General features: G+C 37.9%; 11 protein-coding genes, 1 tRNA gene and 1 other RNA gene. 3 read left to right on the top strand and 10 right to left on the bottom strand.

Features of this window, described 5'->3' with window-relative positions; translation table 11 throughout:
- Nucleotides 1-3: 3 nt before the first annotated feature.
- From PERMA_RS03360 to PERMA_RS03350, 3 genes are all read left to right on the top strand, one after another.
- Entirely contained in the window at nucleotides 4-1,719 is a 1,716-nt protein-coding gene (locus PERMA_RS03360) for a peptidoglycan D,D-transpeptidase FtsI family protein (protein ID WP_012676393.1), read from the top strand.
- Nucleotides 1,697-2,086 (top strand): hotdog domain-containing protein, encoded by a 390-nt coding sequence (locus tag PERMA_RS03355; RefSeq protein WP_012675304.1) that lies wholly within the window; start codon nucleotides 1,697-1,699, stop codon nucleotides 2,084-2,086. Before PERMA_RS03360 ends, PERMA_RS03355 begins: the two co-directional genes overlap by 23 nt.
- 42 nt (nucleotides 2,087-2,128) lie before the next feature.
- A tRNA-Cys gene (locus PERMA_RS03350) sits at nucleotides 2,129-2,200 on the top strand.
- Between the two features lie 387 nt (nucleotides 2,201-2,587).
- Here PERMA_RS03350 and PERMA_RS03340 read toward each other — a convergent pair.
- The 10 genes from PERMA_RS03340 to PERMA_RS03300 all read right to left on the bottom strand — a co-directional run bounded on the left by PERMA_RS03340 (nucleotide 2,588) and on the right by PERMA_RS03300 (nucleotide 13,181).
- Complete coding sequence (locus PERMA_RS03340) at nucleotides 2,588-2,863, bottom strand: hypothetical protein (protein WP_012676678.1); 276 nt, start codon at nucleotides 2,861-2,863, stop codon at nucleotides 2,588-2,590.
- Between the two features lie 19 nt (nucleotides 2,864-2,882).
- A complete protein-coding gene (locus PERMA_RS03335) occupies nucleotides 2,883-3,260 on the bottom strand; it encodes an HIT family protein (RefSeq protein ID WP_012675498.1) in 378 nt (125 codons plus the stop codon).
- Nucleotides 3,248-4,351, bottom strand: coding sequence for an HNH endonuclease domain-containing protein (locus PERMA_RS03330; RefSeq protein ID WP_015898878.1), 1,104 nt, complete (start codon nucleotides 4,349-4,351; stop codon nucleotides 3,248-3,250). Before PERMA_RS03330 ends, PERMA_RS03335 begins: the two co-directional genes overlap by 13 nt.
- Nucleotides 4,352-4,554: 203 nt before the next feature.
- Nucleotides 4,555-4,906: a transfer-messenger RNA gene (ssrA, locus tag PERMA_RS10625) on the bottom strand.
- A 56-nt stretch (nucleotides 4,907-4,962) separates the two neighbouring features.
- A complete protein-coding gene (locus PERMA_RS03325) occupies nucleotides 4,963-5,982 on the bottom strand; it encodes a YeiH family protein (protein ID WP_012675925.1) in 1,020 nt (339 codons plus the stop codon).
- A gap of 147 nt (nucleotides 5,983-6,129) precedes the next feature.
- Entirely contained in the window at nucleotides 6,130-6,621 is a 492-nt protein-coding gene (locus PERMA_RS03320) for an SCP2 sterol-binding domain-containing protein (protein ID WP_012675927.1), read from the bottom strand.
- A gap of 29 nt (nucleotides 6,622-6,650) precedes the next feature.
- Nucleotides 6,651-7,985 carry an OmpP1/FadL family transporter gene (locus PERMA_RS03315; RefSeq protein WP_012676697.1) on the bottom strand — a complete coding sequence of 445 codons (1,335 nt, stop codon included), beginning with the start codon at nucleotides 7,983-7,985 and terminating at the stop codon, nucleotides 6,651-6,653.
- 136 nt (nucleotides 7,986-8,121) lie between these two features.
- Nucleotides 8,122-9,204 (bottom strand): 4Fe-4S binding protein, encoded by a 1,083-nt coding sequence (locus tag PERMA_RS03310; protein ID WP_012676518.1) that lies wholly within the window; start codon nucleotides 9,202-9,204, stop codon nucleotides 8,122-8,124.
- Nucleotides 9,205-9,239: 35 nt separating this feature from the next.
- Nucleotides 9,240-9,869 carry a TorD/DmsD family molecular chaperone gene (locus PERMA_RS03305; RefSeq protein ID WP_012675424.1) on the bottom strand — a complete coding sequence of 210 codons (630 nt, stop codon included), beginning with the start codon at nucleotides 9,867-9,869 and terminating at the stop codon, nucleotides 9,240-9,242.
- A 36-nt stretch (nucleotides 9,870-9,905) separates the two neighbouring features.
- Nucleotides 9,906-13,181: a molybdopterin-dependent oxidoreductase gene (locus PERMA_RS03300; protein WP_012675918.1), complete on the bottom strand. Its 3,276-nt coding sequence runs from the start codon at nucleotides 13,179-13,181 to the stop codon at nucleotides 9,906-9,908.
- Nucleotides 13,182-13,191: the final 10 nt, after the last annotated feature.

Genomic DNA, 13,191 nt, shown 5'->3' with positions numbered 1-13,191 from the left:
CTTATGAATAAAACCAGAGTATACATATTTTCTGGTCTGATAATAATCGGTCTTCTTCTCGTTGTTCTCAGACTTGCATACTTCCAGATATACAAGAGGGATGAGTTTCTTTCATACATACAAAAACAGTACTACACAAAAGAAAATATAGTCCTGCCCAGGGGAACAATATTTGACTCAAACGGTAAAATTCTCGGCATCAGTGTACCAACAATAAGTATATACGCTATTCCAAGGTATATTGAAAATAAAAAAGAGGTAGCAAAAAACCTGTCAAAAATACTTAAAATTCCGGAAAGAACACTCCTCAAAAAATTATACAACCACAGCAGATATGTAGTCCTTGCTGAGAATGTTGACAAATCATTAAAACCAAGAATACAGAATCTAAAAAAGATGCTGAAAGAATGGAATATAGGAATAATAGAGAGCAGTATAAGATACTACCCTTTAAAATCCGTAGCAGGAAGTACGATAGGTTTTGTGAGCAGAAAAGAAGGTATAGGTCTTGAAGGTCTTGAGTACAAGTACAACAAGATTTTAGGAGGGGGTATCGGAAAGATACTTTTAATGAAAGATGCAACAGGAAACCCATTTACTATAGAAAAGGAGATTAAAAAAACAGATCCAAAAAATCTCGTTCTGACTATAGACAGCAATATACAGTACATAACAGAGGAGATACTGAGAGATTTTGTCAGGGAGAGAAAACCGAAAGAAGCTGCAATAATAATAATGAACCCATTCACAGGGGAGATTCTCGCAAACGCAACTTACCCAACATACGATCCAAACAGATACTGGCTTTACAGAAATCACAAAAACATAACATTCCACAGTGCATATGAGCCTGGATCACTTGCAAAACCGTTTGTTTTAGCTGAGGCTATAGATGAGGGAGTTGTAAACTTTAACAGAAGGTATTACTGTGGGGAAGGAAAGATAGTTGTTGACGGGAAAAAGATAAGAGATCATAAGAAATTCAAGATGCTGACAGCAGAGGAGATAATAATCTACTCATCAAATGTTGGGGCTATAAAGCTTGCATTAAAACTTGATCCTAAAAAGTTCTACAAAAAACTGTTCAGTCTCGGCTTTGGAAGATCAACAAAAACATTTCCTGGAGAAGCATCAGGTATATTAAGACCGGATTACAGACCTGTCCAGATAGCATACGCATCAATCGGTCAGTCATGGACGGCAACACCTATCCAGATAGCACTCGCATACTCAGCTATAGCAAATGGTGGATATCTCCTCAAACCAAGACTCGTTAAACAGATCGTTGATCCTTTCACAGGAGAGAAAAAGGAATTTAAAAAAGAGGTTGTAGGTAAGGTATTAAGTGATAAAAGCTTAAAAAAACTGAGGGAAGTTCTGATAAAGGTCGTTGAGATAGGAACAGCAAAAAAAGGGAAATCTAAATACTTTACTATAGCAGGAAAAACAGGAACAGCACAGAAGTACGATCCAAAGATAAAAGCCCTATCAAATGAAAAATTCTACACATGGTTTGCAGGATACTTCCCTGCAGAAAATCCAAAATTCACCGTTGTTATATTTGCAAACGAACCACAGAAGATATACAGATGGGAAAGAATTGGAGGAGGATCCGTCTCCTCACCTGTTCTTAAAGCCCTCGTTGATAGACTTATGTTTTATATAAAGGAAAAACCTGACAAAAATGGAGGAAGCTATGCAGTTAAAAACTCACCTTAAGATAAACAAAAGACTCTGCGGTGAGCCTATAGCTGTTGAAACAGATAAATACGCAACAGTTGTTCTAAAAACAGAAGAGGAAATGGCTGCAGATGAAAAAGGGCTTGTACATGGTGGATTTATATTCGGAGCTGCAGATTACTGTGCTATGATCAGTGTAAACCATCCGAATGTAGTCCTTGCAAAAGCAGAGGTAAAGTTTATAAAACCTGTAAAGGTAGGAAAAAGTATCATATTTGAGGGAACAGTTCTGGAAAGAGAAGGAAGAAAAAGAACTGTAGAGGTTATAGGAAAAAATGAGTCAGATCAGATAGTTTTCTCAGGAAAGTTCTACTGTGTGATCACTGAAAAACACGTTCTTGACTGATCTGGAAATAAAACAAAACTGTGCTATAATATATCTTCCCATGGCGGGGTAGCCAAGTGGTAAGGCAGGGGACTGCAAATCCCTTATACGCGGGTTCGATTCCCGCCCCCGCCTTTTAATCATATTTTTTTACTTTCCAGACAATCATATGGTTATACCTTCTGTTCAGAATATCTACTGATATTAGTTTTGAATTTGGAAGTTCCATTTCGACAGGAAAAATATCGAGAACTTCTTCCTGACTTTTATGGTAAATACTCTTATAGAACTTTATCAGGTTTTTTAAATCGAACATTTGAACCATCAGATATTATATATCCATCTGGCTTAAGCCTATACAAAAGTTTATCATATAGTCTTGAAATAGGTTTATAATCAGGATTCAAATTTGACAGAAAGTATATACGACTTCCTCCTTCACCACCGCTATCACCCCGATGAATAAAATAATCCAGAGAACTTTTTTCTAATTCCAATAAAGCAAACTGAGCACAACCTCTTCTAAATAAAATTTCCTTTTCCTTTATATATAAACGTTATGTAAAAATATTCAGGCTCAACTTCCAGATAGCCTTTTTCCCTTGATAAATAAAATCTACCCTGTCTTTCTGTTTTTATAACTTTACCAATCTTACTGACTTTATTTACTGCATCTATGTAAAAATACCTTCTGAAATTTAGATCAGCAAAAATAAATCTATCTACATCATCCATAAATCTATATAGAAAGTAATACAGATCTTCCGTTCCACAACACGGATATAGTAAAGTTTTCATTACCCTACCCTCCCCAAATTTAATATACTCTCTTTTCAGGAATTACACCTCTAACGCCACCTTTAGGATTATCCATATCCCCCTTATATCTTGGAATAACGTGTACATGCACGTGAAAAATAGTCTGCCCCGCAGATTCTCCAACGTTTATTCCTACATTATACCCATCCGGCTTAAAATTTTTATCAAGATACTCTTTAACTTCATCTATTAGCTCAATAATAGCAATTTTTTCTTCTTTTGTTGCATCAAAATAATTATTAAAATGTCTAAAAGGGATAATGAGAATATGACCTTTATTGACAGGGAATTTGTCAAATCTGGCATAGCATAACTCATTTTTTAAGACTATTTCGTCTGGTGAAGGTTTACAAAAAGGACAATCTAAATTTCCCACGGCTCATAACCCTGATCTATAAGAAATTTACTTTTTTGTTTTAATTTTTCGATGCCAAAATTAAATAAATCCTTTTTGTCTCCACCTGAAACACCTGTCAATCCAATTTCCATCTCTTTTAAAAATCTATTTTTATATTCTTTAAAAAGTACATCCCAATAATTTTTAATATATTCTTTTCTCTTTTCTATTAGATTTGCTGTCGGAATTTTATCACTTTTCTTTCTGTTTATCTCATAGTGTGCAGGTAATAGATTCCAAAGATCATTTATGAAAGTAACCGAGAAAGGTAATGCGTGATCCACTTCATAATTTGCAAAGTCTAATCTTTTATTAGACCATACACATCTTAAATCCCTAATATATCTGTCATAAACTTTTTTAGCATCATATACATCCCGCTGAACTTCTGTACTTTTTCTCAGAAGAAAGATGATCTTTTCTGTATCCAATGTCTTATTAATGTTTGATGAGAATAACGCCCACTTGAATATAATGGATTCCGTTCCATTTATGAAAGATCCAAACTCATTTAAGAGCATATAAAGATTTTTATCAAACTTTACAAAGCCGTAATTATTTATTAGGTATTCTCGTAAGTTAAAATTCTCACTCTTAATATTTACTTTTCTACTCCTGATTTTTTCATATTCAAAGATTGAGTAATAGCTTCTATTAGAAGAATAACCCAAGTGTTTCATTGGACCATTGTATATTGCATTTTTAATTTTATAAAAAAGCTTTTTAATCTCATTTATTTTAAGTTTTGAATGCCTGTAATCATTATAAAACTGTAAAAAACCTCCGTTATTTCTATATTTTTCAATAAAAAACTCTAGCTCTTTTCTGAATGAGATATCCTTTTGTCCATGTATCTGAGGGATATTATTTTCAATGAGAGGGTAATAGTAAAAAATCCATTTTTCAATCAAAAGTCCAAATGGAAATAAAATTTTTTCATCACCAGATTCAATCTTCAGATGATCATACTCCTGTATTATTTCAATAATCCCCCTCAATAAGGCAAACTTATAAGAAGCGTATTTTGACTCCCTCTCAATAAATCTTCTTAAAATTCTAGATTCACGCATTTGAATTTTTGTATTTTTACTTCATTATATTTTCTCTATATTGCATTAATGATACCATAATTATCAACCTAAAAGTTTGAGCAAGAATATTAAAGATACATAGAAAACATAGATAAGACAGCAGATGTTGATGAAATTTGAAATAAAAATATCTCTCGTTTAAGATATCAAGGATTTATTTTAGTTCGCCCAACCTTTTCTTTTGGTGGAGGCGGGGGGAATCGAACCCCCGTCCGAGAACGGCCGTTGCTCGGGCTTTCTCCAGGCTCAGCCTGTGTTTTAGCTCTCACCTGCAGCGACCCCACAGGCAGGGTATCTGCAGGCCAGCCCTGTAAAGTTTCGGACAGAGCCTACAGGGCGGTCAGCCCTGTCCTATCCCGTGTGTCTTACGCCCTTCCCAAGCCCACGGGCAAGCTCAGGAGGACGTCGCTGCGTTAATTAAGCAGCGAGTGCGATTTCGCGTTCGGGAATTGTTGTTGTTTGGTTTTTTACGGAGTATCCTTCTCCGGCCTGCTGGCCCGGCGTAACCGTTCCCGTCGAACCCGAATCGCCCCCTTATTCTGCTGGATTATTAAATTTAGTCTCAAAAGTTATGTTGTCAATATTATAATCTATCCTATAATCTCGTGAACAACCTTTACAACAGCTATACCACCAAAGAACAGAAAGAGGAACATTATGAACGCAACATAAATAGGTTTCATACCAACACCTTTCATCTTATTTATGTTGGTCTCTATACCCATGGCTGCCATAGCAACTGTAAGTAAAAAGCCATCTATAACATTTATTTTCTGTGTGATATCTGCAGGGATAAAGCCTGTTGAGTTTACACCTACCATAGCTATAAATCCAAAAACAAAGTAAGGTATGGGAATGTCTCTAAGTGTTACACCAGCTCCATGTGTTGCATGCTTTTTCGCAAGGTAAAAACTTAAAACTATAAGTAGAGGTGCAAGCATCATAACCCTTGTAAGCTTTGCTATTGTTGCTGTATTTCCTGCAGGATCTGATATGGCAAAACCGGCGGCTACAACCTGTGCAACCTCGTGAACTGTTGCACCTGTAAACAGACCGTAAAGGAGATCATCAAAATCTAAAAGAAGTCCTGCTTTATAAACAACTGGATATAAAAACATAGATAATGTTCCAAAAATTGTTACTGTTGCAACAGCCATTGCTGCGTGATGCATAGGTGCTTTTACTACAGGTGCCGTTGCTAGAACAGCTGAAGCTCCACATATAGAACTTCCAGAAGCAAGTAGATAACCCATTGAGCTGTCAAGTTTAAATATCTTTGTTGATACAAAAACACCTAAAAGAAATGTTCCTATAAGCATGATACTGTCAACAATAAGTCCCTCTAATCCAACCTCTGCAACATTCTGGAATGTAAGTCTAAAACCTAAGAATACTATGGCTGTTCTGAGTATCTTTTTAAGCGAAAAAACAATGCCTGGCTTGAACTTTTCAGAAAATTTGAAAAGATTTCCAACGATAACACCTGTCAAAATAGCTATTATGAGAGGACTGAACTTAACGGTCTCTTTTATAAAATCTGTCTGAGCTAAAAATGTTGAAAATACAGCTATTAAAACTGTTACTGTAAGACCTGGAATTATCTGTTTCATTTTATTTCCTTCAAAAATTTTTTAGTATATGGATAATAAATGAGCAAGCTGTGATCAGTCCAATAGATTATTTTTATAGATTTATTTAATTTTTAAATAAAAAAGGGCAGGCAAAAGCCCGCCAGGATAGGTGGAAGACGCTCACAGCTACGGACATTCCATTGTATGCTGAACCTTATCAAGGTTAAGAAGGAAGGCTTTGAAAGGACCCATATTCTGCATAGCTTCCCATTTTGATCCTTCAAATGTCATCTTTGACATAATTCCCATTCCCATAAATCCAAATTCACCTTTTGCAAGAGATTTCCAGTTTTCATCTGTCGCAAACATCAGAAAATCAGCTTTCTGATCTGTCGCTTTCCCACCATAAATACAGACAGCTTTTCCGTCCTTAGGTGCTATGTGGACTTCTATAGCTTTTTCAGGTCCTCCACAGTCCTGTCTGTAAAATCTGATAATTCTGTATCCTTTATTTCCTGTATTTTTAGACCATTTTGATAAACCTTCTGTTAACTCACCTGTCTGATTCCATAGATCACAGAACTGTTTTGCATATTCCTGATCCATAAATTTCACCTGTGCAGATGAGATCTGAACTACTGTAAGTATGGATATAAATCCTGCCACTGCCTTTTTCATATTTTCTCCTCCGTCAGATATGGTCTATCTTAAAAATGCCAGTCTAAAGATATTCCTATAGAATCCTGTGCATTTTTAGCTCCAGCTATAAGATCTTTTGAAGCCATCACACTTGCTGAAGACTCAACTTTTTTCTCAAACGCTCTCACATAAGACATGTTTAATGTGAACTTTTCTGTAAACTGATACCCAAAACCTAAAGTTATATGCTGTTCTGCTATAGCAGGGAATCCTATGAGGTTAAACCATTCTACGTTGTAGTCTGGGAATGGCTGTGAAAAGTCAGGAATGTTGTTTGCGTTTGCTGTATTCAGGTTTGATTTACTCTTTATAGGAGTTTTTCCGTAGTTATAACCTGCTCTTAAAGCAAGTTTTGGTGTTACCTTGTACTCTCCACCTACAGCAAATACCCACTGATCTTCCCATTTGAACTGCTTATATCCATCAGCATCTGACCAGTTAATCCATCTAACATCAAATCCTATCTTAAATGTTTCAACAGGTCTGTAACCTACACCTACAGCGAACTCCTGAGGCTGCTCAAGTTTAAGGTCTTCAAACTTTCCATCACCATTTGAATCAAAAACATTTTTATATGTCATTTTTACTGAAGACTGGTATGAAGCACCAATACAGATATTCTCAGTTGGTTTGAAGTTTATCCCTAATGATGCTCCTATACCGTAGGACTGTGACTGACCACCACCAGCATTAAAGAATGTATCAGGAATTCCATCTCCATCTGAGTCATAACCGAGTTCAGCTCCAAGATCCAAAGATCCCCATGCGAGATGTAATGCTCCACCTACCGTGAGAGCTTCATTGACTTTATACCCTACTGCAGGAACTATTCTCATGAACTGGAGTGTAGTGTGCATCTTTGCAAGTCCGTTATGATACTTTCCATCAGGTCCAAGGGCAAGATTTTTGTCCCTGTAATCAACACCCATTCCGGAAACACCATACGCACCTATACCTATAACCACGTTATCACTTATCTGGTTCGTGATAGCTATCTCAGGAATCATGAATGTATCAGCCTTACTTGTCACATACCCTGTATCTGTAGAAACAACTCCACCTGGATTGGCAGGATCTGTATCAAAGTATCCCTTTGATCTTCCCTTCACATGAGGCATAAATAATATCCCACCAAAGCTAACATTGAATCCTTTTTCTCTGCTGAGCCATGCTGGGTTCCTGAAGATCGCATCTGTAGGGCCTACGCACATACCAACACCAATTCCACCCATAGCTCTTGAAGCTGGAGAAACACCGATCATGTTGTCTCCATTGGTTGCAAAAGCTGATGTGGTGAGTAACGCTGAGCTTAAAACTGCTGCTAAACCAACTACTTTTTTCATAGGGCTACCTCCTGAATATATTTATTATAATAAACATATTTATATATATTCATGTATTTAAGATGTCCATTATAAGTAAATATGTTATTATTCATGGTTGTCAACTACTAACCTTTAATAATTATTCTTAATTAGATCAGTCTCCTATTTTAAGAAGATCCCTTATCTCGTCATCAAGCTGTTTACACCGCGGGCAGACCGTTGAATCACCTTTGTATGAAAAAGGAACAAGACATTCTTCACATGGTATCATCACATGTTCAGCAAGAATTTTCATTCCATTTAGAAATGTATCAAAGCTGAGCTTTTCCTCTAGATGAAGACAGTTCTCAGGACAGGACTCATGGCATATCTTACATTTTACGCACAGTGAAGGTTCAAAAAGTATCTGGAGTCTGTCTCTTCCAGGTTTTAAAGCACCTGTTGGACATATGTTGTAACATACTGAACAGTTTGTACACAGCCTGTTATCTATCCATTTATCAGAACAGAAAGAGATCCTGTCCACTTCCAGAACTCTATTTTCTAGGGCATCACCACAGTTTTTTAATGTTTTTATTAAAATCTTCCTTTTCTCAGGAAGAACCTTTTCCTCAACTATATTTTTAAAATCCTCCTCTTCCTTCTCTTCATGGTCAATCTCAGGCATTAAAGCCCAGAATGCAAGACCGGCTGAGATCTTACCAAAATCTTTTAAAAATCCCCTTCTATCTTTAGTTTCAGATCTTTTTAGCTGTATATCCTCTCTGCTGAGTAAAACCTTTCTGTCAACACCTGCTGATTCAAGGAAGTAGTTTGTTTCATTTACGATATCCTGTATTCTTCCTTTTAATGATGATATACCACATTCATCACACCTTGATATATCAAGAAAAATGTCTTTCTCAGATCTTAAAACCAGAGATATAAGATACTGGGAATCGAGGGCTGCTATACATGGAACATTAACCCTACAGCTTATAACCGTTTCTCCTGATTTTACAAGATGATCCAGTAATTTCTCTGGGGAGAAACCATTAACGGAGAAAGCTTCTGTAGGACAGATACCAAAACAGGCACCACAGTTAACACACTTTTCATCATCTATCTTTAATTTTCCCTCATCAAAATATATGGCATCTTTTACAGGACAGACATCCACACATTTTGAGCATGAGGAGTCCCTGTAGTAGACATGTGTACAGTTATGGAAATTAAGACTTACTCTCAACTGGCTCATCGCAAAATCCTCTTACATTTTATTACCTGCTATTGCTATACAACCTCCATCTCCTCAGCCAGGTACTCGTAATCAGAGAGGATAAAATCAAGTGCAAGCTGGCATACATCGTAGTAAAAAGGTGTTTCAGCCATATCTCTTGCAGCCATAAGATAGACAGGTCCCCAGCTTCCAAGATGCTCTTCAAGGAATCTCTTCTGTATATTTCTTAATCTTTTTGCTTCATTCTCATTCTCTTTTTTTAAAGAATCAAGCTCTTCCTGAATAAGGTTCATCATAAATTCCATCTCAACAGCTATGTGATCAGGAGAGAGGGCTCTTGTTTTATTCAGATCAATGGAATACCCATGTTCTCTGTAAAAGATAAGTGTAGGATTCGTTACAGTTGGATTTATATGTCCTTCATCATGTATAAAAACCGATTCATACGGATATACATTAAGTAAAAACACCGTTGTAAAATCAACATTAAGATCCTCTTCTATAAGCTTTTTCTCGTCTTTCTCCCAGAAAAGATCCCACTGTTTTGTATTTGGGAATAGATCAAGTATCTCCTCGTTATTTTTGATCTTCCTTAATGTTTCAGCGTCTATCTCCTCAATGAGAAGTCTTGAAAGGAAACCGTACATATTTATTCTTGCCTGTAGCTCATTAAACTTTTCCATCTTCCACCTCTAAAAAAGGGGGATAAACCCCCTGTATTAATGTGATTTTTTCATTCTGTAAGCACTGTCAGTGTGTGGATACCAAGGTCTTTTGAACCACTTTGGTCTTCTCAGACCGTTTGGACCCGGTGCTGGTCTTGTGAGCTGATCTCTCCATGCCTGATATACCTTAAATGTCGCTTCTGTGTTTACAACAACATCTCCTATCTTATCGTTAGGACCTGCTTTTTCTACAAGAACCTTTTTATGCCAGCAGTGCATTCCTGAAAGTGGGTCTGGGTTTGCAGGGAAGACAGCATTCTGCCATACACCTGAAGCACCATTCCACCATACCTCTTTCATATCCTTGTTAAACTCTGGATATGGCCATTTCAGATTTTTATCTCCATGTTTTCTCTCTACCTTGAATGATCTAACACCTGACTTCCATCTTGCAGCCCAGACAGGTCCGGAGTTATGGATCTCAACTAAAGCTGTTCCGTATCTGTTAAATCCAAGTTCCTGGTTAAATCCATCCACTTTTACTGTGTCTACAACTCTCCATCTTCCTGAGTGGTGAGAACATGCGAGAACTCCCGGTCTTGTAGCCTGTGTAGGTATTGCCATTCCCACAAAGTATCCAACCTCTATACCTGACACTGTATCAACTACACGGAGTTTTATAGCATCTCCTCTCTTTATACCGAGTCTTTTAGCGTCAGCCTCGTTTATCCAGACAGGGTTGTGGTTCTGTGATATCTCCATAAGCCATTTTGCGTTAACAGACCTTGTATGGATGTTGTAAGGAAGTCTGTAAATCGGGTTGAGAACAAATGCGTTTGGCTCAGTCATATAATCATGGTGGACATGTGTAACAACATGGACAAGTTTCTTTCTCTCCTCTCTGTTTCTTGGATAATAAGGGATTGCGTACTCAGGCCAGTTCCACTCAACAAATGTTTTTGAGTAGAACTCTAAAAGACCTGTTGGTGTGTGGAATCCTTTAAGGAGTTTACCATCTCTCATAACACCTATTGTGTGTCTTTCAGAGTGGAGTTCATCTCCATGTCCTTTTATATAAACAGCTCCTGAGTCAGGATCAACAGCAAGTTTGCTTCTTGGTATCCATTTTCCTTTATATTTGTATGCATCCTTCTCTGGATCGTAAGGGATCTCCCTTTCATGAACATTGTAAACATCTGTCTCTTCAGTCCAGGCCCCTCTATCTCTCATATACTCATATGGAGATGTTCCAAGTTTTTCACAGATTTTCTTGAGGTTTGGAAGTGTTCCGAATGCTGCGTCGTACCACTCTTCTATAGTTACAGGTTTTCCTGGATTTTTCTTTGATTCATAGAACTTTCTTATTCCAAGCTCACCATCAGGGTCTATAGCCCATGCAAGATTTATCCAGAACTCATTTTCCTCCCATACCTCACCGAGTCCAACCTTTTTATGGGCTTCAAGTGTTGCTCTCCACGGAACCTTAGGTTCCCATCCCATCTTCTTGAGAGCCACCCTTAAGACAGGCTGTCTGAAAGCCGTCCATCTTTCAGGTTTTGTTTCAGCTGACTGGTTGTCATGTCTCTCACCTGCCAGACCAACAGGAAGTATATAATCAACAAACCAGTTTGTCTCAGACCACGTTGGGGATAGGTTTACAGTAAGTCCCATCTTGTTCTCATCTTTGAGAACCTCTATCCATTTAAATCCATCAGGGTTAATCCATACAGGGTTGTAGATTTTAAAGATCCATACATCAAGCTTGTCAGGTATCTTAAGGCCTCTTTCAGCCCATTTCTTTCTCCACTGATCGTCTGTTAGAAGATGTGGAAGCAGGAATGAAAGTTCGTATGTTGATAAAGGCCATTCTGGTGGCCATAAAAGCTCATTCCAGGCATCAACAGGATCAGGCTTTTCCTTTAATGTAGCCTTTCCACCTTTTCCACCAACACCGAGGACATGCCAGTGATGCCATCCATTTGCACCAACACCACCTATTGAGCCTGTAACAACAAGGAGGAAGTATCCTGTCCTACCTGCTGACATCCATCCTCCTCTGTTACCTGCAGCCTGAGCTCTCCAGAAGTAAGATGTTATCCTGTCTCCTGCCCAGAGTATAAGCTCATAAAGTTTTTCAAGTCTCTCTATAGGAACTTTTGTCTCTTCAGCAGCCCACTCAAATGTGTAATCTTTGTAAAGATCCTTTAAAACAGCTATAAAATCATCAAATGTTTCACCTTCAGGAAGTTTTGATATTCTTCCCTCTTTTAGAAGGTAGTTAAGATACTCTTTGTCCTTTATAAATGTTTTCCAGTTTACCCATCTTTCCATAAATTTTCTGTTGTACTTATCTTCCTGAAGCAGCCTGCTTATCATTGAGAGATAAACAGCAGCCTCTGTTCCAGGCCATACTGGAAGCCAAAGATCAGCCATTCCGGCAGAGTTTGAAAGTCTTGGATCCATTATAACAAGTTTTGCACCTTTTGCCCTTGCATCAGCTATGTATCCCGCATGCTGCTGGAAGTAGTGCCCTGCATCTGCTGCATGTGAAGCAGAAAGGAATATAAGTCTTGAGTTTGCAAAATCAGGCGAAGGTCTGTCATCACCACTCCATGCTATAGCACCCAGTCTTCCACCTGCTGAACATATATTTGTGTGAGAGTTATGTCCATCAACACCCCAAGACCAGACTACCCTCGCTGTAAAACCACCTGACTCGTTCGGTCTTCCAACATGGTACATAACCATCTTTTTAGCAAGTTCATCTCCTTCCTTTATAGCCCTTTTCAGGGTCTCCCTCATTCTTTTTCCTATTGTTTCTAACGCTTCATCCCATGTAGTTCTAACCCATTTCCCTTCTCCCCTTTTAGATCCGGGAGCTCTTTTTAATGGGAAAGGTATTCTATCAGGATCGTATGTCTGTGCTAATGTTGCATAACCCTTTGCACAGTTTCTTCCCCTACTTCCAGAGTGGAAAGGGTTACCCATAAATTTCTTTATAACCATATTGTCCTTATCAATCCACGCTGTAAGACCACATGCAGCCTCACAGTTGTTACACACAGTTGGAACTATCATATAGTTGATCATCTTCACACCATCTCTCAGTGCACCACCTTTCTGTTTCCAGTATGCACCTTCCGGCTCTTTCCAGTCATTCCATTTCTCAAATGGTGGATAGTAATCTATATGTTCAGGGAAGAATGTTATATCTTCTTTAACACCGGCATTTGCTGTACTTACAGTTTTTTCAACAACACCTTTAGCAAATGCTGCTCCACCAATTACAGTGGCAACACCTTTTAAAAAATCTCTCCTGCTCGTTCTCATATTCTAAAAC

Source organism: Persephonella marina EX-H1 (genome assembly GCF_000021565.1).
GTDB classification, from domain to species: domain Bacteria; phylum Aquificota; class Aquificia; order Aquificales; family Hydrogenothermaceae; genus Persephonella; species Persephonella marina.
The sequence above is the reverse complement of the archived record's forward strand: the minus strand, read 5'-3'. Positions and strand labels throughout refer to the sequence as shown.

Bases quoted from the DNA above. Each gene is read 5' to 3' on its own strand.
- PERMA_RS03360 (WP_012676393.1), top strand. From the start codon at position 4: ATGAATAAAACCAGAGTATACATATTTTCTGGTCTGATAATAATCGGT.
- PERMA_RS03355 (WP_012675304.1), top strand. From the start codon at position 1,697: ATGCAGTTAAAAACTCACCTTAAGATAAACAAAAGACTCTGCGGTGAG.
- PERMA_RS03340 (WP_012676678.1), bottom strand. From the start codon at position 2,863: ATGAAAACTTTACTATATCCGTGTTGTGGAACGGAAGATCTGTATTAC.
- PERMA_RS03330 (WP_015898878.1), bottom strand. From the start codon at position 4,351: ATGCGTGAATCTAGAATTTTAAGAAGATTTATTGAGAGGGAGTCAAAA.
- PERMA_RS03325 (WP_012675925.1), bottom strand. From the start codon at position 5,982: ATGAAACAGATAATTCCAGGTCTTACAGTAACAGTTTTAATAGCTGTA.
- PERMA_RS03320 (WP_012675927.1), bottom strand. From the start codon at position 6,621: ATGAAAAAGGCAGTGGCAGGATTTATATCCATACTTACAGTAGTTCAG.
- PERMA_RS03315 (WP_012676697.1), bottom strand. From the start codon at position 7,985: ATGAAAAAAGTAGTTGGTTTAGCAGCAGTTTTAAGCTCAGCGTTACTC.
- PERMA_RS03310 (WP_012676518.1), bottom strand. From the start codon at position 9,204: ATGAGCCAGTTGAGAGTAAGTCTTAATTTCCATAACTGTACACATGTC.
- PERMA_RS03305 (WP_012675424.1), bottom strand. From the start codon at position 9,869: ATGGAAAAGTTTAATGAGCTACAGGCAAGAATAAATATGTACGGTTTC.
- PERMA_RS03300 (WP_012675918.1), bottom strand. From the start codon at position 13,181: ATGAGAACGAGCAGGAGAGATTTTTTAAAAGGTGTTGCCACTGTAATT.